22 protein-coding genes are annotated in these 21,784 nt (G+C 57.9%); 1 reads left to right on the top strand and 21 read right to left on the bottom strand.

All coding sequences use genetic code 11. The features are described 5' to 3' along the window. Nucleotides 1-99: 99 nt before the first annotated feature. A complete protein-coding gene (locus A6764_RS00835; RefSeq protein ID WP_065067596.1) occupies nucleotides 100-1,107 on the bottom strand; it encodes a metal ABC transporter substrate-binding protein in 1,008 nt (335 codons plus the stop codon). A 169-nt stretch (nucleotides 1,108-1,276) separates the two neighbouring features. Between A6764_RS00835 and A6764_RS00840 the strand changes: the two genes are divergently transcribed. Further along, a complete protein-coding gene (locus tag A6764_RS00840; protein ID WP_065067595.1) occupies nucleotides 1,277-1,768 on the top strand; it encodes a PCYCGC motif-containing (lipo)protein in 492 nt (163 codons plus the stop codon). A 132-nt stretch (nucleotides 1,769-1,900) separates the two neighbouring features. Here the strand turns inward: A6764_RS00840 and nadA are convergent, their stop codons facing one another. The 20 genes from nadA to mazG all read right to left on the bottom strand — a co-directional run bounded on the left by nadA (nucleotide 1,901) and on the right by mazG (nucleotide 21,783). Then, nucleotides 1,901-2,845, bottom strand: coding sequence for a quinolinate synthase NadA (nadA, locus tag A6764_RS00845; RefSeq protein WP_029098001.1), 945 nt, complete (start codon nucleotides 2,843-2,845; stop codon nucleotides 1,901-1,903). A gap of 94 nt (nucleotides 2,846-2,939) precedes the next feature. Continuing rightward, entirely contained in the window at nucleotides 2,940-3,785 is an 846-nt protein-coding gene (locus A6764_RS00850; RefSeq protein WP_065067602.1) for a Cof-type HAD-IIB family hydrolase, read from the bottom strand. A gap of 252 nt (nucleotides 3,786-4,037) precedes the next feature. Beyond that, nucleotides 4,038-4,451, bottom strand: a complete 414-nt coding sequence (locus A6764_RS00855) for a hypothetical protein (protein WP_065067594.1) — start codon at nucleotides 4,449-4,451, stop codon at nucleotides 4,038-4,040. A 201-nt stretch (nucleotides 4,452-4,652) separates the two neighbouring features. Next, on the bottom strand, nucleotides 4,653-5,381 hold the full coding sequence (locus tag A6764_RS00860; RefSeq protein ID WP_044898674.1) for a hypothetical protein: 729 nt from the start codon (nucleotides 5,379-5,381) through the stop codon (nucleotides 4,653-4,655). 163 nt (nucleotides 5,382-5,544) lie between these two features. After that, on the bottom strand, nucleotides 5,545-7,470 hold the full coding sequence (ftsH, locus tag A6764_RS00865) for an ATP-dependent zinc metalloprotease FtsH (protein ID WP_029098005.1): 1,926 nt from the start codon (nucleotides 7,468-7,470) through the stop codon (nucleotides 5,545-5,547). A 69-nt stretch (nucleotides 7,471-7,539) separates the two neighbouring features. Further along, nucleotides 7,540-8,079 carry a hypoxanthine phosphoribosyltransferase gene (gene hpt, locus A6764_RS00870; RefSeq protein WP_029098006.1) on the bottom strand — a complete coding sequence of 180 codons (540 nt, stop codon included), beginning with the start codon at nucleotides 8,077-8,079 and terminating at the stop codon, nucleotides 7,540-7,542. Next, a complete protein-coding gene (gene tilS, locus A6764_RS00875; RefSeq protein ID WP_065067593.1) occupies nucleotides 8,076-9,503 on the bottom strand; it encodes a tRNA lysidine(34) synthetase TilS in 1,428 nt (475 codons plus the stop codon). The genes hpt and tilS overlap by 4 nt, the downstream gene beginning before the upstream one ends. Beyond that, nucleotides 9,475-9,930, bottom strand: a complete 456-nt coding sequence (locus tag A6764_RS00880) for a threonine/serine exporter family protein (RefSeq protein WP_035288859.1) — start codon at nucleotides 9,928-9,930, stop codon at nucleotides 9,475-9,477. The genes tilS and A6764_RS00880 overlap by 29 nt, the downstream gene beginning before the upstream one ends. Nucleotides 9,931-9,936: 6 nt before the next feature. Continuing rightward, nucleotides 9,937-10,686 (bottom strand): threonine/serine exporter family protein, encoded by a 750-nt coding sequence (locus A6764_RS00885; RefSeq protein ID WP_065067601.1) that lies wholly within the window; start codon nucleotides 10,684-10,686, stop codon nucleotides 9,937-9,939. A gap of 16 nt (nucleotides 10,687-10,702) precedes the next feature. Beyond that, nucleotides 10,703-11,626, bottom strand: a complete 924-nt coding sequence (locus A6764_RS00890; protein WP_176703322.1) for a serine/threonine protein kinase — start codon at nucleotides 11,624-11,626, stop codon at nucleotides 10,703-10,705. Further along, the gene (locus A6764_RS00895) at nucleotides 11,616-12,371 is read right to left on the bottom strand and encodes a VWA domain-containing protein (protein WP_029098011.1); all 756 of its coding nucleotides are present in this window, start codon (nucleotides 12,369-12,371) and stop codon (nucleotides 11,616-11,618) included. The genes A6764_RS00890 and A6764_RS00895 overlap by 11 nt, the downstream gene beginning before the upstream one ends. Before the next feature lie 72 nt (nucleotides 12,372-12,443). Beyond that, the gene (gene spoIIE / locus A6764_RS00900) at nucleotides 12,444-14,918 is read right to left on the bottom strand and encodes a stage II sporulation protein E (RefSeq protein ID WP_065067591.1); all 2,475 of its coding nucleotides are present in this window, start codon (nucleotides 14,916-14,918) and stop codon (nucleotides 12,444-12,446) included. A gap of 294 nt (nucleotides 14,919-15,212) precedes the next feature. Continuing rightward, a complete protein-coding gene (locus tag A6764_RS00905; RefSeq protein ID WP_065067590.1) occupies nucleotides 15,213-15,578 on the bottom strand; it encodes a S1 RNA-binding domain-containing protein in 366 nt (121 codons plus the stop codon). A 42-nt stretch (nucleotides 15,579-15,620) separates the two neighbouring features. Beyond that, nucleotides 15,621-15,929, bottom strand: coding sequence for an FtsB family cell division protein (locus A6764_RS00910; RefSeq protein WP_029098014.1), 309 nt, complete (start codon nucleotides 15,927-15,929; stop codon nucleotides 15,621-15,623). Nucleotides 15,930-15,950: 21 nt separating this feature from the next. Then, nucleotides 15,951-16,523 (bottom strand): spore cortex biosynthesis protein YabQ, encoded by a 573-nt coding sequence (yabQ, locus tag A6764_RS00915; RefSeq protein WP_029098015.1) that lies wholly within the window; start codon nucleotides 16,521-16,523, stop codon nucleotides 15,951-15,953. Continuing rightward, nucleotides 16,520-16,804 (bottom strand): sporulation protein YabP, encoded by a 285-nt coding sequence (gene yabP / locus A6764_RS00920; protein WP_029098016.1) that lies wholly within the window; start codon nucleotides 16,802-16,804, stop codon nucleotides 16,520-16,522. The genes yabQ and yabP overlap by 4 nt, the downstream gene beginning before the upstream one ends. Before the next feature lie 235 nt (nucleotides 16,805-17,039). Next, the gene (locus A6764_RS00925) at nucleotides 17,040-19,067 is read right to left on the bottom strand and encodes a copper amine oxidase N-terminal domain-containing protein (protein ID WP_255309727.1); all 2,028 of its coding nucleotides are present in this window, start codon (nucleotides 19,065-19,067) and stop codon (nucleotides 17,040-17,042) included. Between the two features lie 165 nt (nucleotides 19,068-19,232). Then, nucleotides 19,233-19,901: a tetratricopeptide repeat protein gene (locus tag A6764_RS00930; RefSeq protein WP_029098018.1), complete on the bottom strand. Its 669-nt coding sequence runs from the start codon at nucleotides 19,899-19,901 to the stop codon at nucleotides 19,233-19,235. A gap of 91 nt (nucleotides 19,902-19,992) precedes the next feature. Then, nucleotides 19,993-20,286 (bottom strand): RNA-binding S4 domain-containing protein, encoded by a 294-nt coding sequence (locus A6764_RS00935; protein WP_029098019.1) that lies wholly within the window; start codon nucleotides 20,284-20,286, stop codon nucleotides 19,993-19,995. A 21-nt stretch (nucleotides 20,287-20,307) separates the two neighbouring features. Beyond that, nucleotides 20,308-21,783: a bifunctional methyltransferase/pyrophosphohydrolase YabN gene (mazG, locus tag A6764_RS00940; protein WP_065067589.1), complete on the bottom strand. Its 1,476-nt coding sequence runs from the start codon at nucleotides 21,781-21,783 to the stop codon at nucleotides 20,308-20,310. Nucleotide 21,784 lies beyond the last annotated feature (1 nt).

Consider the following 21,784-nt stretch of genomic DNA (forward strand, 5'->3'; position numbering starts at 1 on the left):
TGGCCGGTTTCACAAGGCCGCCGTTTACAGCAGACCCAGGCAAACCAGCAATTTCATAAAAAAGATGCCGCTTTGGGGGAGCGGCATCCGACGTGTCGATTATTGCAGCGCTGCGCGCAGCATGTTCAGATTGTCGCGCATGATGGAGAGATAATCCTTGCCGGACTTGGCTTCCTCCTCGGTCAGTCCTTCCAGCGGGTTGAGCGTGCCCGTTTTCACGCCTGCCTCTTTGGCGATCACTTCCGCCACTTTCGGAGAGACCAGCGTTTCAAACAGAACGTAGGAGATGTTGTGCTCCTTGACGTGCTCCACCAGTTCTTTCATGTCGGCCGGGGACGGTTCGTCCGCCGGGTTGAGTCCGGAGATGGCCACCTGTTCCAATCCATAGCGGTGGGCCAGATAGGCAAACGCGCTGTGGGAGACCATAAATTCTTTTTTCGGCGCTTTTGCCACCATCTCCTTGAACTCCTTGTCAAGCTGGTCCAGGTCGCTGGCCAGTTGCTGGAAGTTCTTTTCGTAATCGGCCGCGTGCGCCTGGTCTTTTTGCGCCAGCGCCTCCTTGATTTTTTCGGCCTGCGCCTTCAGCATGGTCGGGTCGAGCCACACGTGCGGGTCAAACTCCCCGTGCTCGTGGGCCTCCGCCGTGGAGCCTTCCTGGTGCTCCTCGTGAACCTGTTCCGCGGTCCCCTCCTGATGTTCGTCGCCGTGCTCGTGATCCTCCGCCGCCTTGAGCAGCTCCAGCCCTTCCGTGGCGTTGACCACAGCCGTCTTGTTTTTGTCGAGACCCTCGACCGCTTTGTCCACCCACGCCTCAAAGCCGCTGCCGTTGTAGATGAACAGATCGGCTCCCGACAGAGAGACCATGTCCTGGGCCGTCGGTTCGAAATCGTGGGGTTCGACGCCGGTCGGCACGATGTTGACCACATCGGCGTGATCGCCGGCGATCCGCTTGGCCGCGAACTCCAGCGGGTAGATGGAGGTGTACACTTTCAGTTTGGACGCGCCCGCATCCGCCTGCGGCGCGTTTTGGGAGGCTTCCTGCGCTCCGCAGCCGGCAAGCGCTGCCGCCGTGATGACACTCAGCATAGCCAACAGGCTCTTTTTCATCCTCACTCGTCCTCTCCAAATTCATAATCATTACGATTTACAAAATGTCGTTCTTAATTATACGGACAGTTGCCCGGAATGTAAATAGGATTTGTTCCGATTTATCTGTTTGCCTTCACACTTTCTGCACAAGGATATGATATGATTGTCGCGAGGAGGTATGTCCCGAATGAAACGGAAACCGTTGCTCGCCATCAGTCTCCTGGCCGTAGCCCTGATTGCCGGCTGCGCTTCACAGGATAACGCCCAGGGCGGCCACGCCGGTCACCAGCAGCACGCCCCCAACGGAGACCTGCAGGAACTGACCGCTTCGGCGGACCAACTGCCCAGCTTTTTGAACGACCTGGATCCCCGGATCGTAGAGGCCTACAAAATCGCCGCCGCCAACCGCGACCTGCTGAAATCCATCCCCTGCTACTGCGGCTGCGGGGAAAGCGCCGGCCACCAGCACAACGGCAACTGCTTTATCAAGGAAGAAAGGGAAGACGGCTCCATCGTCTGGGACGATCACGGCACGCGCTGCGGCGTCTGCATGGAAATCGCCGTCATCTCGTCCAAGCTGAAGCAGGAGGGCAAATCGGTCAAGGAAATCCGCCAGTTTATCGACAACACCTACAAGGAAGGCTACGCCGAACCGACGCCAACCCCGATGCCGTCGTAATCACGCGCATCCCATCCCGCAAGGAACGCTTCCCCTGCATGAATGCCGTAACCCCCCACAAGCAAAAAAACCTGCTCCCCCGCGCATTGCGCACAAGGGTGCAGGTTTTTGCCTGTTTGCTAGCCTTTTTCGTTACGCCGGCGCCACTTCCAGCATGCGCTCCAGCGAAGCGCGGGCCCGGTTGGCGACATCCTCCGGCACGTAGATTTCCGGTTTCATGTTTTCCAAGGCTTCCACGCATTTTTTCAGGTTGTTTACCTTCATGTTCGGGCAGACCAGGTACTTGGACGCGAAGATAAAGGTTTTGTCCGGACTGTCCTTCTCCAGCATGTAGCGCGTGCCGTCTTCGGTCCCGATGATGAACTCCTTGTGGGAGGACTCGCGGCAGAACTTCAGAATGCCCGTCGTGGAGCCGACGTAGTCCGCCAGGGCGACCACTTCCGGACGGCACTCCGGATGGACGACGACCAGCGCGTTGGGATGCTGCCGTTTCAGCGTCATGATGTCTTCGACGGAGAGCTGGTCGTGGGTGTTGCAGTACCCTTCCCAGATGATCATTTTCTTGTCGGTAAACTGGGAGACGTAATGGCCCAGGTTTTTATCCGGCACCCAGATGATCTCGTCGCTGTCAATTGACTCGATCACCCGTTTGGCGTTGGAGGACGTACAGCAGATGTATGTTTCCGCTTTCACGTCTGCCGATGTATTAATGTACGCCACGACTTTGGCGTTGGGGTGCTGGGCTTTGAGGCGGCGCAGGCCTTCCACGTTGACCATGTCGGCCATCGGACAGCCGGCCCGCTCGTCGGGGATGATCACCTTCTTGTTGGGATTGAGAATTTTTGCACTTTCTCCCATGAAGTGAACACCGCAGAACAGAATCACGTCCGCATCGGTCTCTTTCGCCTTTTGGGCCAAACCGAACGAATCTCCAATATAGTCAGCCACTTCCTGAATCTCCGGCCGTTGGTAGTAGTGAGCCAAGATGATGGCATTGCGTTCCTTTTTCAACTGCATCAGCCGTTCGCGTAACTCAGCATTTCGCTGCGCTTTTTTCTCTAACGCCAAGGCTTCCATGGATTATCCCCCTACATGGTGTCATAACTTAGGGCCATTGTAATCCCAACGCTCCCCCTTGTCAATGTATTGTCCTTGGGGGAACTGCTGGTTTTTACCCGCGCCCGAGCACGCGTTCCCGGATAAACCGGGCGACCCCGTCTTCGTTGTGGTGCGGGGCGATAAACCGGGCGATTGCCTTGATCGCCGGGTCCGCATTCTCCATCGCCACGGAGTAGCCGGCATGGGTCAGCGCTTCGCGGTCGTTGTCCGCGTCGCCAAACGCCATGACCTGTTCCGGCGCAAAGCCCCACTTGCGGCAAAAATAGAGAAGTCCCTCCCATTTGGATACGTTTTTGGGAATCACCTCGATGTTGTAGGGACCCGATGTGGTGATCGCCGCGGACTCGCTCCACTGTTCCAGCTGCCGGCGCACCGGTTCCAGCCGCTCCGGGACGGGGTGCCAGACAAACAGCTTGACGATCTCCGCCTCGCCTGTCGATACCAGCCGCATCATCTCCTCCAGCGGTGCAACGCGGGACCACTCGTAAAACGAAAAGCGGCGCAGCGCCAGCCCTTCCACCGAAGTATCCTCCCCGATCAGCGATTCTATGCGCTCCCGGTCTTCCTGCACCATCCAGCGGTTGCTGGCCGTGTCGTGCAGCTCGTAATACAGCAGCTCCTGCCTGAGTGTATGTACGACTTCCCGCACCATGTCCGCCGGCAAAAAGGTGCGCTGTACCAGCCGTCCGTCCGCTTCGTACACGGCCGCCCCGTTGCTGCAGACGTAGCCGTCAAACGGAAAGTCGTCAATCGGAAGCCGGGCCGACGCGTACGTCCTGCCCGTCGACAGCACCAGCTTGCAGCCGCTGGCCTGAAGCAGGCGGCACGCCTCCCGGGTCGCCTCCGTCATCCGTGCGTCCTCGTTCAACAGCGTACCGTCCATGTCAAATGCCGCCATGCGCAGTTGGGAAAACAACGCGATCTCCTCCTTTTGCTAAAAGAAAAGCGCAGGCTGCCGCTCCTGCACTTTTTCATTCCGTTCGTGTTCCGTTGATCCACCTTCACTGTACCCGATTCTGTCCCGAGTTTCAATAGGAGGTACGCATAAATCCCGATCATACCAGATGACAAGCGACGTAGTGCTCCCCGCCCACGTGCCGGTAAGCCGGGGGCTGTTCCCGAATGGTCCATCCAGATAATCTCGTTATACTCACCCATTTCTTTTTGTCAATTGTACATTTCTTTCAAATACAAGAGCAAACAGTAATGTTTCTGATACGGGAATGAGTGGATACAAAAAGGCAGAAACAGGGTGTATCTCATACATGTACCAAAGGGTAAACATGATCGCCAGCAATGAGTAGTAAATAAAGCTGTTCACGCTTATTTTTTGGGTCAACCACCGCTTGAACCATACACTCAAACCATTTTTGATTAGAGTAGCAATTGAAAACAAACCCCACAAGTAGAAAAAAGCAAAAAAGGGCATTTGTTTGGAAACCTTCTCGAAACTGTCCAAACCAGGGTCATAGTAATTGATAATTAACTCAAGGGCAGCCATGTAAGCACCCATGATAAGGTTAATACCCAACAATAACACCCATATCTGCTTGTCTTTCATCATTTTCAGATTCCCCCTCCATATATAGTACCATAAGAAAGCGACAAATAACAAAATTTATTAAGAATTCATTTTTATGGAATTTCAAGTAGATACGTATCATGCATTACCCATTTCTTATCGTCTTTCTCAAGCGGGATTTCATCAGGAAAAAAGACCAACTCCCATAGGAATTGGTCCAATATAATATATTCACTTACAGATTTAATAATCCTTTTTCACCCTGACGATGTTAAACAGATAACGATCTTCTCCGTAAAAGCAATAGTTTTTCTTCCGATTACCGTCATCGTATACCTGAATGGAAGTAGAACCTGATCCATCCAATACGATGGCATTCTTAGGATCCAAACCAATAAACTCAATAGACTGTTTCGCATGAGGAACAGTGACAGGGTCCGTGAATGCGATCAGATATGCATTTGTATCGTCCCAAGCGAAAATCGTTCGATAGGTAGGTAACTGGTATGCCAAAGGAGACCAATCCGATTCCGCAAAGCTGGTTCCCCCAATTACATTGGTAATATTGTCATAACGAGCTTTGACGTCATCCAAGTTTCGAGCATACATGTAGTCAGCCTTGATGGTTCCTTTCTTTTCATAAAGAACGGCTGTTTTTCTGGATTTCTGATTCTTGGCTGTACCGTTATACTCGTAGATCTCCGGAAGCGTCCGTCCTTTATAGGTTACCTTATCTCCTTCGTCAAACTCGTTATACGCAATGGAACGACCTTCTGTCGGTGGTTCGTCATAGCTGTCTGCTGCAAAGAACCCACCATTGATTCCCGTGTAATCAGTTTTGGACAGCGGGCGCAAAATGGTTTCGGTACGAATGTTATCAAGTTTGGTTTTGATAATGATCATCTCAGGGCCAAGTGAATGATTGTTTAGCGGACGGCCAAATTTTTTCATATAATCAAAATATTTAGCCATAAGACATTTCCCCTTTCTGTTCTCTGAGCGACTTTGACCGGTCATAATGTCGCCTTCACCTATCTAGGCAAAAAACCCAAGGCAAAAACAACCAAGAGAACATATTTTCTTTATACAGAAAAGGGAAATGTATGGAAAAGGAAAGGAGCGCTCTCGGCGCTCCTTATTCCTTCGGTTCTCCGTTTGTCTCTTCGTCCTTTTTGGGCTGGATATTGACCACGACGTCGCTGTTGTCCGCCGCGTCGTCTTCTTCCAGTTTGCCCGTTTCGATCAGCCGCTTGATCTGTTCCGCATCCAGCGTTTCGACGCGCAGGAGCGTGGTCGCCACCAGCTCAAGCTGGTCGCGGTGCTTGATGAGCAGCTCTTTGCATCGCTCGTAGCACTCGTTGATGATGCGCTGCATCTCCTGGTCGATCTCGTACGCGATCTGATCGGAGTAGTTGCGCTCGTGGCCGATGTCGCGGCCGAGGAACACCTGTCCCTGGTTGCGGCCGAACTGCATCGGGCCCAGACGGCTCATGCCGTACTCGGTGATCATGCTGCGGGCGATCGCCGTCGCGCGCTGGAAGTCGTTGTGCGCGCCGGTACTGATGTCGCCCAGCACCAGTTCTTCCGCGACCCGTCCGCCCAACAGACCGGTGATCTTGTCAAGCAGGTCGGACTTGGTGGCAAAGAAGCGGTCTTCTTTCGGCAGCATCACGGTGTAACCGCCTGCCTGACCGCGCGGAATGATCGTCACCTTGTGCACCATTTCCGCATTTTTCAAATGATAGCCGACGATGGTGTGGCCCGCTTCGTGGTACGCCACGAGGCGGCGTTCTTCCTCGCTGATGACGCGGGATTTTTTCGCCGGACCGGCGATGACGCGGTCGATCGCCTCGTCCACTTCTTCCATGCTGATCTGTTTCTTGTTCTTCCGGGCGGTCAGGAGAGCCGCTTCGTTCAGCAGGTTCTCCAGATCGGCGCCGGTAAAGCCCGAGGTTCCGCGGGCGATGACGTCCAGCTTCACGTCGTCGCCGAGCGGCTTGTTGCGGGCGTGGACTTTCAGCACCGCTTCCCGTCCCTTGATGTCCGGGCGGTCTACGGTAATTTGACGGTCAAAACGTCCCGGACGCAGAAGGGCCGGGTCCAGAATGTCCGGACGGTTGGTCGCGGCGATGATGATAATGCCTTCGTTGCCGGCGAACCCGTCCATTTCCACGAGCAGTTGGTTCAGCGTCTGCTCGCGTTCGTCGTGGCCGCCGCCCAAACCGGCTCCGCGCTGACGGCCGACGGCGTCAATCTCGTCGATAAAGATAATGCACGGCGCGTTTTTCTTCGCGTTTTCAAACAGGTCGCGAACGCGGGATGCCCCCACCCCGACAAACATCTCCACGAAGTCGGAACCGGAGATGCTGAAAAACGGCACACCCGCCTCACCCGCTACGGCACGCGCCAGCAGGGTTTTACCCGTACCCGGAGGGCCGACCAGCAGCACCCCTTTGGGGATGCGGGCACCGACCGCGTTGAATTTGCGCGGGTCCTTGAGGAAATCGACGACTTCCTCCAGCTCCGCCTTCTCTTCGTCTGCCCCTGCCACATCGTCAAACGTAACGCGTTTCTTCTCTTCGTTATACAGCTTCGCGCGGCTTTTGCCGAAGTTCATCACCCGGCTGCCGCCGCCCTGGGCCTGATTCAAGAGGAAGAAGAACAGGATGAAGATGATGACAAAAGGAATGATCGAGGTCAGGAACGTCAGCCAGATGCTGTTCCCTTCCTGCGGGCCAAACTCCACCCGTTTCACCTTTTGTTCATCAATCTTTTCGTTCAGCAGCGCGATCATATCCGAATCGTACAACGGCACATACGTAACGAACTTACCGCTTTCCTGTCCCGGAACTGCTTTCACCAACGTACCTTCCACGCGATAGGTGCTGCCCTCGGGACGGAGGGAGAGCTCGCTGATGTTGTTGGCTTGCAGTTGTACCCGGAATTCCTGATATGTAAGTTTCCCAACCTTATCAGTACCGGAGAGGATAAAATTCACGATCCCGACCGTGACAAGAAATATTAGTAGGTAGAACCCGGTGTTACGAAAAAAGCGATTCATTCCTTACCTCCTCTCACGAACAGACACTTTTCACATTTTACCATAGGAAGCAGGGTCTTCACAACAAAGCTACTTGGTGTAAACTTCCGGTTTCAACACGCCGATGTACGGCAAATTGCGGTAGTGCTCGGCGTAATCCAGCCCGTAGCCGACCACGAATTCGTCCGGAATGGTAAAGCCGCTGTAGTCCGGCGAAATGTCCACTTTGCGCCGCTCCGGCTTGTTCAGGAGCGTCACCACTTTGACCGAAGCCGCCTCCCGGTGGCGGAGCAGCTCCACCAGACGGCTCAGGGTGAGGCCGCTGTCCATGATGTCCTCGACGACCAGCACGTGCCGGTTCTGTACGGAGGTGTCCAGGTCCTTCAGGATTTTGACCATGCCGCTCGACTCCGTGCCGCTGCCGTAGCTGGACACGGCCATGAAGTCCATTTCGCAGGGGATGTTCATCTGCCGGACCAGATCAGCCATGAACAAAACGGCCCCCTTCAGCACGCAAATGACCAGCGGGTTTTTGTCCCTGTATTCCTCGCTGAGAATTTCGCCCAGCTCTTTTACTTTTGCCGCGATTTCTTCCTGCGTCAGCAAGATCTTCTTGATGTCCTGATTCATGATAAAACCTCCCGCCAATCTTCTCCAAACTCAACTTCCATGTACAAAACCCGCCTGGTCTGATCATCGACAGGCGCAATGGCGGAACGGCGGACGCCGGGCACCCAGATCAGCTCCTCCCCCGACGCCACAAGCGGCAGTTTGTCCCGCCACGCCAGCGGAACCTTGGCGTCGATCAAGAGCTCTTTCAGCTTTTTGGCACGTTCCGCACCAAACGGGGTGAACCGGTCGCCCGGGGTTCGGCTGCGTACGAACAGCGGCCCGGGAAGCCGATCCGCATCAAAAACGGCCGCATTGTCCGGCAGTTGTGCCCAATCGACTGGGCTTTCACGAAAAAACGTATGTATCCTGGCTCCGCTCTCCGCGATCAAGGTCGTCCCCGGGACAGCGAGCGGATAACAAAAACCGTGTATGTGTCGATTCCGTCCATCCCGCTGAAAACGGACCTGCCCGTACATCCGCTGTACGGTCACCTGTTCGGGCAAATGCAGCTCGGCCGATGGACGGTTTCCCTCTATCATGTGCAAAACGGCCTCCACATGCTGCGAAGACCATTCGGTTTGCCTTGAGAGATAACTTAATATTAGAGTAATCATTCTCCTTTGTAAAGCAACGTCACAAGTTTGAAACTTGTCAATATCAACCGTTACAGCGTCCTTTTTTCTCCGGGTCACCACCTGTTCCAGCCGCCGTTCGCTTTCCCGCTGCAGATACGCCTCGTCCTGCCGCACGGCATCCGCGAGCGACAGGATGTGTTCGCGGTAGCGCTCGTTCACCTGCTCCAACAGCGGCATGACGTCCAGCCTGAGCAGGTTGCGCTTGTACTTTCGCGAGCGGTTGCTGCTGTCCTCACGCGGCGCAAGGCCGTTCTCGCGGCAGTAGCGCTCCAGGTCGGCCCGGCTGGTCGAAAGCAGCGGCCGCACCAGCTCGATTCTGCCCTCCTCCAGCCAGCGGCGCCGCGGCATGCCCGCCAAGCCGTGCAGCCTCGTTCCGCGCAGCAGCCGAAACAGGATCGTCTCCACCTGATCGTCGGCGTGGTGCGCCAGCGCCACTTTGCCCGCGCCGTGACGTTTTGCCACCTGTCTGTACAGCTCGTAGCGAATCGCCCGGCTGGCTTCCTGCGCCCCCATCCCCGTTTCTTCCATATAAGCGGGGACATTCCGCTCAAACAGGTGAAACGCGACCCCGAGCCGCCGGCAGAGCGCCTCCGCAAAGCGGGCGTCCTCCCTGGCTTCCTCCCCGCGAAAGCCGTGGTTGAGGTGCACCGCGTGCAGCGTCCAGCCGTACGGATAGTGTTGATTTAACGACCACAAGATATGCAGAAGCGCCGTCGAGTCGTTTCCGCCGGAAAGGCCGACCACGATGGTGTCGCCCGGTTTCAACAGGCCTTCCCGCTCAATGTCGCTGCGCACGTTTTCCAGCATGGCGGACTCCTTTCCAGATGGTCACGAGCGACATGCCAAAAATCAGCCCGAATGCAATCGCTCCGGCCACCATCGCCGTCTGCGTCGCCAGCGAAATCCCCTCCATGGTCTGACCGTTGACGAACGCGAGCATCGCCTTGTAGGCCAGCGAACCGGGCACCAGGGGAATAATGCCGGCCACGCTGAAGTTGGTCGACGGGACGCGCAAAAAGATGGAGAGCAGTTGGCTCAAGAGCGAGACTGCCGTCGCCGCGGCAAACGTGGAGAGGATCACTTCCGCACCCCCCAGCGGAAGCAGGGAAAAGACCAGCCACCCCGTCACGCCGGCCAAGCCGCAGGCCAACAGCGTGCGGACGGGCACGTTAAACAGCATCCCCCACGCGATCGAAGAGAACAAGCTCAATCCCAAGCCTTTCAACAGTACCATCGCACCTCACCTCGTAAACCACAGGGTAACCGCTGTCGCCGCCGCCACGGAGAGTGCCGTGAGCAGCGCTTCCGCTCCTCTGGACACGCCGGCCACCAGGTCGCCGGCCATCAGGTCCCGAAGCGAGTTGGTAATGGCAATCCCGGGAAAGAGCGGCAGCATCGCCCCGATGATGAGGACGCTGATGCGCAGTTCGGGAAACAGCGCAACGAACAGCAGCGCCAGCATTCCGCCCAACAGCGCGGAGACAAACTCAAAGAAAAATTTTACCCGTAAAAACTGTTCAAAAAAATCCGAGCTGATCTTGACCGTTAATGCCGCCAACGCCGCCGGCAGCACTTCGTACCAAAATCCGCCGGTGAGCATGGCAAAAGAGCCGCTGGCAACGCCAGCCGCCACAAGCTGCAGCCACTGCGGATAGATGGTTTTTTTTCGATCGATTTCGCAAAGCATCCGATACGCCTGCTCCAGAGTGATTTGCCCGGAGACAAAGCGGCGGGACACGTCGTTGGCGAGCGTCACCTTGTTCAGATCGATGGTCCGGTGGGGGGTGCGGATCATGCGCGTATGGTCCTGCCCGTTGGCGCGGAACGAAAGAATAATGCTGGTCGGCGTCGCCGAGCTGTTGACCGAATCCATGCCGGCCGCCCGCGCGATCAACGTCATCGTCTCCTCCGAGCGGTACGTCTCGCCGCCGTTCTTCAACATGATTTCGCCTGCCAACAGGCACGTATCCATAACCAGGTCTGGGGACACCGACAAGTCACACCCTTCACATCATCCATGCGTAATACAGAGTCCCCGCAAGCAGCAGCAAGGAGGCGACAAACAGCCCACCCACCAGCTTGCCTGCAGAGTCGGACGCCTGTTTGCCCCGATGGCCGGTCGTACGCTCGCGCACGATGGCGAGCATCTCCGACCGCATTTCCCCCGCCGACGCGTACTTGCCGTGAAACGCTTTTACGAGGGACACCCGGTACGGGTACAGGCTGTCGCTGTTCCGTATTATATCACAGAGCAGACCGGTTTGACGCGGTTCCTGGCGCCTGCTTTTCCACACCTCCGGATCGGCCGACAGACGCACGGCCATCACCGCCAGGGAAAACAGGTCGTACGCGATGTCCGCCCGCCGGTCACCCGCCTGCCAGGCGGCGCGGTCGTACTCCTCGGTGAACTGGCGGACCGCGTTCCCCATCTTGGTTACTCCGCCGAAATCAATCAGACGGACCTGCTTGTCCGCATGGGTGACCATCACGTTTTCCGGTTTCAGGTCGCCAAACACCCAGCCGTGCCGATGCAAAATCTCCAGCCGGGCCAGCAGTTGGATCATCAGGATGGGCACCCATTCGGTCCCCATCCGCTTGACATAGCGATCCAACTGCTCCCCCTCCAGGTACTCCATGGCGTAAAAGGTGAAGGTCCTGCCGTTGATGACCAGGTCGTCCACGTCGCTCACCAGCGGCGCGACGCGGACGTCCCGCCCCTGCTGCACGCTTTTCAGCACGTTCACTTCCATTAAAAGATCCATGCCTTCCGCCCCGATTTTGACGGCCCGGCGCACGCCCCCCTGAGCGGCCAGATAAACGGCGCCATTCGCCCCGCGTCCCAGCTCCCGCAGGACGCGGTACGACTTTTGGTTCCATTTTCCGCAAAACTGCAGGGGCAGGTCGGGTATCGCCGGTTTGTTAGAAGACATGGTCGCGCAGGCTGCCGTCGTCGTCTTCCGCTTCGGCGCGGTAGCGGTCGGACAGCGGGGCCGGGAGCTGGACGTGCTCAAAGAGCGCAATCGCTTCCACGATCGCCGGGCCGGTAGGCGTGATTCCGCTCATGGTCAGCCCTGATGTCAATTGATGTGCCTGATCCACCTGATCCGTCCACGGAATGCGCACATCCAGATGCTTTTGTTTCCCAGGAAATGAACAAACGGCCATGCGGCTCTGCCCGCTGCGCGAGCGCAAGCTGATGCTGAAATCGTGGATTGCCTGCTGTACGGCGCTGAGCTTCGGCTTCATGCTGCCGGAGGTATCGACAAGCATGACCACGTCCAGGCGGCTTCGTTCCCCCAGCTCGTCCACCATGCCGGCTACCTGGACCCGTTTTTCCGGCGCCAGCACGTCCATGGCGGAATCGCCCAAAATCTCCTTCAATTCCTTGTTGACGACATGATGGATCGTTCGGGTCATCGCTTTTCGCGTCAGCATCTGCACCGTTTGCGCCAACTGCTGCGGATAGACGATGTCGTACAGGCCTCCGCCCGCATCCGCGATCTCGCGGATTTCCTTTTCCCCCTGCTCGCCCATTTCGCCTTTGTCAATGACGCCGATGACGTTTACCGTTATCCCTTGTTCCCTGGCCAGCGCCGCCGCCGCCACCGGGCTCATGCCGGCATTGGAGCAGCCGTCCGTGACGACCAGAATCTGCCGCAGTGTAGCTTCTTTCACAAAAATCTCCCCATTCTGCCTATATTTGTATTTTGGTACCAGTATCGACAGGGGGGGAGAGAATCATACCTTTCAGCTCACGACCCGCGGCCGTTCCAGCTTGGGCATGCCGTGCACCTGGATGGCCGACCACTGCGGCACGAAGCGGTCGAGGCGGGCCACCAGCACAGTCATGTCGTCGACGATGCTGCCGGAGTGCTGCCGGATCACCCGCTCGAGCAGCAGGTCGGCCACTTCCTGCGGGTCGTCCGTCTGCAGTTCGGAAATCAACCGCTTCATCCAGGCCTGCCTGTTTTCGATGTGGCGGGGCGCCTCGTAGATGCCGTCGGACATCATGATCAGCAGGTCGCCCGGCTTCATCGTCCGCGAGACCACATCCACCTCGATCTCCTCCAAAATGCCGGCGGGCAGGTTGCTGGCGGTCACGGTGATGACGTCGTCGCCCCGTTTGATGAAGCTGGGGGTGGAGCCGATTTTGACAAACCTGGCATGGGCGGTCTGCAGGTCGATCAGCGCGAGATCGACCGTGGCGAACATCTCGTCGGTGGAGCGCAGCGCCAGGACGGAATTGACCGTCTTGATCGACAGCTTCTCGTCGATTCCCGACCGGAGTAGCTGCTGCAGCATGTCCAGCGCCGACTGGCTCTCCAGAAACGCCCGCTCGCCGTTGCCCATGCCGTCGCTGATCGCCAAGGCCATCTTGCCGTTGCCCAGATCCATCGTGCGGAAGCTGTCGCCGGACAGCAGCTTGCCGTCCTTGGCGGCTCCGGCCACGCCGATGTCGATGTCGAACGCTTTGGCGGAAGCGAGGCACATCCGGCACGTCCCGTCCTTTTGCGGCTCGCAGTGCCGCTCCCTCACCACGATGTTCTCGCCCAGGATCTCCGTCAGCATCGGGGCGACGATTTTGGCGCACTCGTCCCGTCCGTAGCAGGTCGGCTGGCTGATCTCGATGTCCACCTTGCCTTCTTCCAGATTATGGATTTCCACACGGCGCACGGACAGCCCCAGTCCTTCCAGCGCCTGCGACACCTGCTTTTCCTGCAGGGTCAGCTCCATGCCCTCCCGCTGAATCTCGCGGGCGAAATCGCTCATTACCCGGGAGACGCCCGACAGTTGGTCGGCCACCAGCTTCCGGCTTTCCCGCACCTGCCGCTTCAACTGCTCAAAGGACTGCTCCCGGTCGAACTCCTGTTCCATCACGGTCAGCACCTTTTCCACCTTGACGCATTTGCGCTCCCAGTCGCGCGGCGGGGTCACGCCGGCCAGCGTGCCGGTTTCGTACAGTTTTTCCGTCAGCCAGCGCATCCCCTGATACGTGGCCTGCGTTTCCTTTTCCCAACACTGTTCCTTTTTCCAGCACTTCTGGCAGGTAAACGAGGTCACCCGGCTCAGGAACACGTCCGCCTGTTCTTCCCGCTCCTCGCCGTCGGACGTCTGGGCGAAGCTTTTGGAAAGCTGCGTGAACAGCTCGGAGAACTGCTGGATTTTCCCCGCCGTCACGTCCCGCACCCGCCGCATGTACTCCTGATGGGACTGCAGGTTTTCCGGCGTGCCGGGGATAAACCGGGCCACTTTTTTCCACACGGCCGCCGGCGTCAGGACGAACAGGAGGATCGCCAATCCCGATTCGACCAGCGACAGGTACAGGGTGTCCTCCGCCCCGCCGTAAATCGCCAGAATCGCCGTGCCGATCAAAAGCCCGGCGGAGACCCCCGCCTTGCCCGCCTCCTTGAGCAGTCCGGCCAGCAGCCCGGAAAAGGCGAGCAGATTGATTTGCAGCAGCGCACTGACGTTGGCCAGGCTGAGGATGAGGCCGGTGACGACCCCCACCGCCGCCCCGATCGTCCCGCCCCCGGTAAAGGCAAACAGCAGCAGCAGGTAGCGGGTGAGCACGTGCTCCATGGAGACGCCCTCGATGATCCAGTCCACCGTCCCCGTCATCAGCGACGCCAGCAGGATGACCAGCGACACCACTTCTTCATTTTTCAGCGGTTCGTACGGTTTGGCCAAGTGGACGATCGACAGCGACTGGATAAAGATCAGCGTCAGCACGAAGCTGAGCACGCCCTCCACCGCCACCATCACCAGTTTGTACGTGGTCACCTGATTGGTAATGGCGGCAAACAGCAGATGGCTGACGAACACCGTCACGAACACCAAAAGAGGCGTCCGGGAAAAATCCTTGCGCCGGAACCGTTCACTCCATTTGCAAACGAACAGACTGAGCGCGACGCTGACGGCCGCCTGCAGGCCCAGCGGGATCGTCTGCGTAAACGCGCCGAGGATCAGCGCCGCGGCCGAAATGATCACGCAATCCCGCCGCAGGTAGTACATCACCATGAGATACGGCACAACAAACGGCGACAGCTCCTCCAGGATCAGGGCCCGTCCGAGCAAAAAGCCCATCAGCAGCGGAAGGACATTCCATTTTTGCGCGGTATCGGCGACCTTCTCTCCCCAGCTTACCGTCGCCGCACTCCATTGATGTGAGACGCGGCGCGCCCATACATGGCCCGTGCCGGTTACGTTCTTGTTTGCGATCATCGTTACACCACCCCGTTCTGGCTTCAATGTGGTTACCATTATACGGAGGCGGCCTTGTAAATTTTGTCAAAATACCTTGGCGTATTCACAGAATCGTGCGACAAATTCATTGACGCAATGGGACAAAAAAAAACCGACGTTTTTGGCGGTCAACGTCGGCTGACAGGTGATTCGCGCTTAGCGAAACGGGCTTATTATTACCATTCGTCACGTTTTTAAAATGCCCTTCCTCAATTTATCGTCAAATTGCGCATTTTTGTTAGAAAGAAAAGTAGGAAAAGTCAAAACTTTTATCTAACGCCCTCGTCCTCTCTTGTCCCGGTTTTTGCGCAGGGACAACTGGCGGTCTTCGCTGTCCTTGAGAAACCGGCTCAGCTTCTCTTCAAACCCGTCTCCGCGCTCCCGCTGGGGACGCGGCCCCCGCTCCTTGTCCTGGGCTTTTTTGATGGACAGGCCGATCTTGCCGTCACGGACGTGCAATACCTTCACCGTCACGACATCGCCCACTTTCAGGTACTGGTGAATATCTCTCACATACGTGTCCGCAATTTCGCTGATGTGCACGAGACCGGTCACACCGCCGGGCAGCTCCACAAACGCGCCGAATTTCGTGATGCCAGTCACTTTTCCTTCAAGCTTGCTCCCTACCTCGACTCCCATGAAAGTGGAAAGCCTCCCTCTGCATGTAGATATCCTATGCGACTATTCCGGAATCACGTATATGCTCTCCCCCGGCTTGGTGAAAAACCACTCTTTCCGCGCCAGTTCGGCGATGTACTCCTGGTCGTACAGACGGCTTGCCTTGTACGCCAGCTCCGCTTGCTGCTGCTGTACCTCGGCCGCTTCCTTCTTCAGGGTTTCCAGCTCCGCTTCCTTCTCGGACAGCATTCCACCCTGCAGGTAGAGCGTGTAGCCGATCCAGACAAACAGGCAGAGGACGAAGAACAGAAAGAGACGAATTCTCCGCTTTTGCCCTTTTCTGTTGACGTGAGAGGGGGATGGTGTAGTCATGTCAGGCCACCTCGGATGTCGTTACTCCTGCTTCTTCTTAGAGTGAAACCAATTCTTCCAATTGGTCCAAAATCCTGTTGATTTCCGGTACATTTTTTTCCCCAAATGCCGACCCCATCTGGCAAAAGGAGACGCGGCAAAGCGCGCCAGCTTCCACCCAAACCCGAACACGGTCATCACGGCCGCGTACAGAAACGCGAGCAGCATGAAGACCAGGCGGTAGACAAACAGGATGGGCCGGATGACGAGAAGGTCGATCACCCGCAATATGGTTCGATATAACCACTTACAAAATTTTATCACGGCCCTCAGGAATTGGATATACTTCTTACTTCCTATGACAAAATACACCCAGGCCCCGAACAGCATGCCGATAAAGATGGGAAACCGCACAATGCCGTCGTTCACCTTGACCAGGATGAAAAAGACGAGCCCCATGCTGCCCAGCCAGAACAACACGTCAAAAACAAACAACAGCCACGCCGGGAGCCTGCTTCTTCCCGTAAAGACGTGGTAGGTGTCGTACCCCATCCCCATCAACGCCCCGCACGCCGACATGACCAGAACCGTTTGAAACTGAACGGCAATGCTCACTTGAACAACTTCCCGAAGAATCCTCTGGACCGATCGCCGGCCTGCCCCTGTTCCAGATAGGCCATCTCGTGAACCAGGCCTTCAATCGCCACTTCTCCGGTCTCCAGACTCAGGTTTTTCATATGCAGGTTCTGGCCGCGTATGGTTAAAAAGCCGCCTTCCGTTTCCAGCAAAAACTCCTCGCTGTCAAAGCTTTCGACGTTTTTCACTCCGGAAATCGCCAGGCTGCGGCGGTTAATCATCACGACTTCGTGGCGAGGCCGCTTCATCTGGTCGTTCATCGTGCTCCCTCCTAACGTACCGCTTCTTGTACCATCGTATGGAGGGGGATGTCCTTTTAGACCAAAAAACAGCCCCACCGCGATGACGGTGAGGCTGCCGGTCGGCACGTCCTGCATGGCTGCGGGGCTTGGACGGAAACGGGAGCAGGCGAAAGCGGACGTTGACGCAGGCATGCACAAAACAAAGCCCCGTTTCCACGGAAACGGGGCAGGCTCGGACCGTGCTGTCGTGCTCTTACTTGTACACGGTGTAGTTGCCGTTGTAGTAGGTGATCTTGTACTGCGTCTGCTCGGCGACGAACCGGAGCGGCACCACCGGCATGTTGTTGCGCGCCTGTACGGCGACCGGCAGCGTCACCGCCTTGCCGTTGACCGTCGCTGTCTTGGATCCCACTGTGAACTGGATGGTGGTGCCCCCGCTGACGATCCGCGCGGAGGTCTTGGTCCAGGTCACGGACATGCCGAGCGCGTCGCGGAAGAAGGACGCGGGCATCAGGGTGTGGCCGTTTACGGTGAACGGCGCAGCCGCCAGGGCTTGCGTCTTGCCCTGTTTGGTAAACGACGCCACGTTCGCCTTGAAGCTGACCCCGTTTGGCGACACGACGGTAACCGGGCGGGCGAACAGCAGTCCCGGCTCTTCGGACGAATAGACCCCGATGCTGTAGGTGCCCGGCGCCGCCGGTGCGGCGATGCCCGCCGACTCCAGCACGTTGACCTGAACCGGCACGCCGACCGGAATGTCCTGCGCGGGGTAGACGAGCAGGTTCTGCCCGCGAACGCCGACGTACGCGGCGGCGACCCCGTTGACCGTCACGCTGTTCGGCTGGATGTACGCCGGTACGCGGAATTCGAGCGGCAGCACGATTTCGACAAAGTCCTTGTTTCGCACCAGCGGCACGCCCAGCGCCTTGATTCCGACCTGCAGGCCGGTGACCGCCTGCGCCGCCGTTTTGGTCAGTCCCACCGTCGCCGTGCTGTTGTCCACTGCCACCGGCGTGGCGGGAGCTGCCGAACCGGTGATGTCGAACGGCTTGGACCAGTACTTTTTCTTGTCCACCGTGACGACCATCTCGTACGTTCCCGCTGTTTTCGGGTTGGTCACAAACGCCTCCAGGCCAAACACGATGCTCAGCTTGCTGCTGCTGGTGAACCGGCTGGGCGTGCGAAATGAGACCTTGCCGCCGCTGACGCCGACGTTGGACGCCTGTTCGCCGTTCACCGTGACCGCGTAGTCGGAGATGAAGGGCGGGACCATGTTCGCACTGGGGAACTCCACCGTGATATCGGTGCCGGCGCTCACCTTGGCGTCCAGATCCAGGTCCATCCGGTAGCTGCTGCGGGCTCCCGGGGCCTTGTCGGAGAGGGCAACGTCAAAGGACGCCCGTTTGGAAGCCTTGACTTCGACCTTCTCCGACTGGTAGGTACGGCTGTTGTACGACACCTTGTACACGTATCCGGTGCCGGCCTCGGACGGGTTCTGAATATCCGCCGATGTGGCGAACTCCAGCTTGATGTAGTTGTCTCCGTCCGCGCCGCTGGGCACTTCGATCCGCACGGTGTCGCTGTCCGTGACGGAGACGTTCTGGGCCTTGTAGCCGTTTACCTTGACGTCGGCTCGGTCGATGCTCTTCGGCAGCATGTCCTTGGCCGGGAAGTCGACGTAGATGTACTTGCCCTTTTTCAACTTGTCTGACGAGGACAAGCTGATTTTGCCCAGCGTCAGCGAGGTGGCCGCTCCTGCTTCATGGCTGCTTTGGCCGACCTCGAAAGTCTTGCTGCTGCTTGTGGATTTGCCGATGGAAATCTTGTGGCTTTTCGACGACTCGTTTGAGGTTTCCACTTTGATGGTGTAGTCGTCCTTGCTTTTCGGGTTGGTGATCTTGTCGACCGTCAGGGTCAGCGTGGTGCCCGCCTTCACCCGTTCATCCACTGTTACGTAGACGGTGGTCTTGCTCACCGACACGCTCTTGATGTCGATCGTGCCGCCCCGGTCATCCTCCAGGCTGACGTCCGACCGTTTCAGACTTTTGTAAACCTTGTACTCGGCAGGAAACTTGACGATGATCTCGTCTCCGGCCTTCAGCTCTTTGTCGATTTCAAACTCGATCGTGTATTCGGTCTCCTCATCCGTGTCCGTATCGTCGGCGGATACGTCCTCCACGGTCAAGGCATGGGCGGCCTGCGGAACCGCCGCGAACGGCCCGGTCAACACCGTGGCGGCCAACAGCGCGGACAAGCCTGTTTTCGCGCTTTTGTTCACCATAAACGCCTCCTTTTCCTGCAACTCTCTCCATGATAGGAAATGAGTGGGAAGGAAGTCGTTACAAACAGGTAACAAATCCTTGCGAACCGCTTGTTCCGGCTTGTTTCCCGCAGCCGTGTTCTCGACACCCTGATGGCCAGGAGGCCGCCATTCACACGTCCATCTTCATCGATTCAGCCACGCCAGCAGCGCCCACCGCCGTTCCGTGCGCCGCTTGTAGGCCGGCAGTCCGCGATAGACCTCAACCGCCTCGCGAAACGCCTGCTTGGCCCGTTCCTTCTGCGTAAGCTCCGCGTACAGCTTCCCCAGCTTGTAATAGACCTCGCACGACGACGTGTGCATGGACGCCAGCTCTTCCAGGAACCCCAGCGCCTTTTCGCGCTGGTTGTGGGCGGCATAGGCTTCGCCCAGCCGGAGGTACGGTTCCCCGTATTTGACGCGCGGATTGAGCGTCAGGGCTTGCTGAAGCAGCCGCTCTCCCTCCTCCACCCGGCCCAGTTTGAGGCAGCAGATGCCGCGATCGCTCAGATACTCGGCCGATTCTCCCATCAACGGCGCGATCTCTTCCAGGTAGGCCAATGCCTCCTGGTACCGCCGCCTCTCCATCAGCAGCCGGGCGGCCTCCAGCTTTGCCGAGGTGTCGTGCGGATTGAGCGCCACCTGACGCTTGAGCGCAGCCAGACGCCGGTTTTGGCGAAACGGTTTGGTGATGTCGGGCAGCAGCCGGACAAAGCGAAGATCAAGCAGATACAAAAGAAGCAAAATGATGATCAGGGCCGCAAACGGGTTGCCGGTCAGCCACCACAAGATCGAAAACAAGAAGACTTTCCCCACGGTTTCTCCCTCTATTCTTCGCGTGTGTTGTTCGCTTTTACTATTAAGAGGCTCCCCGATCATTGTCAATTTTTGTGAGAAAAAGAAAAGACTACCCTCTCAGGTAGTCTTCCTCTTCCTTTTCGTCGCGCGGCACCGGCACTTCGCCCACTACGGTGTAGAGCGAAGCGGCCTCCTCCTTGCGCGGGTTTTCCTTGATGTCCTCCACTTTGACCACGACGATCTTCTGGCCGAAGCGGATCGCCAGCTTGTCGCCGATCTTGACGGTGCTGGAGGCTTTCGCGGGCCGGTCGTTGATCTCCACGCGCCCCTGGTCGCACACTTCCTTGGCCAGCGTGCGGCGCTTGATCAGCCGCGACACTTTCAGGTATTTGTCCAGCCTCATGGTCACGGTTCCCCCCTTCTTTTATTCGTGATGTTTCGCTTCCTCCCACCAGGCGTCCATCTCCTGCAGATTGGTCTCGGCAAAGGTACGGCCCGCCTGGCGCAGTTTCTCCTCGATGTAGGCAAAGCGGCGCTTGAATTTGCGGTTGGTCTTCGCCAGCGCTTCCTCCGGGTCCAGCTTGAGGAAGCGGGCGAGGTTGACGACGGCAAACAGCAGATCGCCCAGTTCGCCGGCGCGCTCTTCCGGCGCGGCCTCCCGCAGCTCCCGGAACTCTTCCTCCACTTTCCGGCAGACGTCGGCGATGTCGTCCCAGTCAAACCCGACTTCCGCCGCCTTTTTCTGCAGCTTGTAGGCGTACATCAACGCCGGCAGGTCGCGCGGGATGCCGTCCAACTGCGACCGGGAGCCCGGCTCGATGCCTTTGGCCGCCTTTTCCCGGGCCTTGATCTCCTGCCAGTTGGCCAGCGCTTCCTCCGCGTTGCCCGCGCTTTTGTCGCCAAACACGTGCGGGTGACGGCGAATCAGCTTTTCGTTCAGTCCGGCGACGACGTCGTCCACGGTAAAGTAGCCGTCCTCCGCCGCCATCTGGGCATGCAGCATGATCTGCATCAGGAGGTCTCCCAACTCCTCGCACATCGCGTCGGGATCGTCGTCGTCGATGGTCTCCAGCACCTCGTACGTCTCTTCGAGCAGATTCTTGCGGATGCTCTGGTGCGTCTGCTCCCGATCCCACGGACAGCCATCCGGGCTGCGCAGGATGGCGACGATCTCCTTCAGATAGGAGAACTGCCGGTAGCGCACCCGCTCCTCCTGCGTCGGCGCCACGTAGACCAGCGTCAGGTTGCCGAAGTGATCCAACCGGTCCAGCTCGTACAGCGGCACCGTTTCGATCCGCTCCTGTCCGGCTACGCCGACCGCGGTCGCCACCGTGACCGGATACTCGTCCGGCAGCACCTCCATCAGCGTCAGCTTGACGTCGGAGGCCACAAACGTGTCATACACCTGGGCGATAATGGTGTGCAGCGCCGGATTTACCTGATCGGCTCGCATGTCCGTGCCGTCCAGCAGGGCAAACCCCTCGATCGGATCGATCTGCAGGCGGGCAAACAGCGGGTCGAGAAAACTTTGTCCGCCGCCGATCACGACGCGGATCTCTCCCTTCGCCTCCCGCTCCAGCAGCAGTTGGACGGTCCGCTCCGCCACCAGCGGATGACCGGGCACGGCGTAGACGATGCTGCCCTCCTCCGCCGTTTTTGCCAACAGCGTCTCGACAATCCGTTCGTACACCTCTTCAAACGTCCCGTGCTGTTCGTAAATCTCGTCGAACGACTCGTAGGCGACACCCTCCGCGGCCAGACTGGCCACCACCGGGTGCTCCCGGGTCCTGAGGTAGAGCCGTTTTGCCTGCTTCAGCGTACGGTAGACCCCGTACGGCAGTTGTTCCAGGTCGCCCGCGCCGAGTCCGACGACCGTAATCGTGCCCGCCGCATCACTCATG

It is taken from the genome of Brevibacillus sp. WF146, from assembly GCF_001673705.2.
Lineage (GTDB): Bacteria > Bacillota > Bacilli > Brevibacillales > Brevibacillaceae > Brevibacillus > Brevibacillus thermoruber.

Coding starts and splice junctions, on each gene's coding strand:
- tilS (WP_065067593.1), bottom strand. CDS start 9,503: ATGCTGGAAAACGTGCGCAGCGACATTGAGCGGGAAGGCCTGTTGAAA.
- mazG (WP_065067589.1), bottom strand. CDS start 21,783: ATGAGTGATGCGGCGGGCACGATTACGGTCGTCGGACTCGGCGCGGGC.
- hpt (WP_029098006.1), bottom strand. CDS start 8,079: ATGAATCAGGACATCAAGAAGATCTTGCTGACGCAGGAAGAAATCGCG.
- A6764_RS00880 (WP_035288859.1), bottom strand. CDS start 9,930: ATGGTACTGTTGAAAGGCTTGGGATTGAGCTTGTTCTCTTCGATCGCG.
- A6764_RS00840 (WP_065067595.1), top strand. CDS start 1,277: ATGAAACGGAAACCGTTGCTCGCCATCAGTCTCCTGGCCGTAGCCCTG.
- A6764_RS00835 (WP_065067596.1), bottom strand. CDS start 1,107: ATGAAAAAGAGCCTGTTGGCTATGCTGAGTGTCATCACGGCGGCAGCG.
- A6764_RS00905 (WP_065067590.1), bottom strand. CDS start 15,578: ATGGGAGTCGAGGTAGGGAGCAAGCTTGAAGGAAAAGTGACTGGCATC.
- A6764_RS00935 (WP_029098019.1), bottom strand. CDS start 20,286: ATGAGGCTGGACAAATACCTGAAAGTGTCGCGGCTGATCAAGCGCCGC.
- A6764_RS00925 (WP_255309727.1), bottom strand. CDS start 19,067: ATGGTGAACAAAAGCGCGAAAACAGGCTTGTCCGCGCTGTTGGCCGCC.
- yabP (WP_029098016.1), bottom strand. CDS start 16,804: ATGAACGACCAGATGAAGCGGCCTCGCCACGAAGTCGTGATGATTAAC.
- A6764_RS00910 (WP_029098014.1), bottom strand. CDS start 15,929: ATGACTACACCATCCCCCTCTCACGTCAACAGAAAAGGGCAAAAGCGG.
- A6764_RS00850 (WP_065067602.1), bottom strand. CDS start 3,785: ATGGCGGCATTTGACATGGACGGTACGCTGTTGAACGAGGACGCACGG.
- ftsH (WP_029098005.1), bottom strand. CDS start 7,470: ATGAATCGCTTTTTTCGTAACACCGGGTTCTACCTACTAATATTTCTT.
- A6764_RS00860 (WP_044898674.1), bottom strand. CDS start 5,381: ATGGCTAAATATTTTGATTATATGAAAAAATTTGGCCGTCCGCTAAAC.
- A6764_RS00890 (WP_176703322.1), bottom strand. CDS start 11,626: ATGTCTTCTAACAAACCGGCGATACCCGACCTGCCCCTGCAGTTTTGC.
- A6764_RS00855 (WP_065067594.1), bottom strand. CDS start 4,451: ATGATGAAAGACAAGCAGATATGGGTGTTATTGTTGGGTATTAACCTT.
- spoIIE (WP_065067591.1), bottom strand. CDS start 14,918: ATGATCGCAAACAAGAACGTAACCGGCACGGGCCATGTATGGGCGCGC.
- nadA (WP_029098001.1), bottom strand. CDS start 2,845: ATGGAAGCCTTGGCGTTAGAGAAAAAAGCGCAGCGAAATGCTGAGTTA.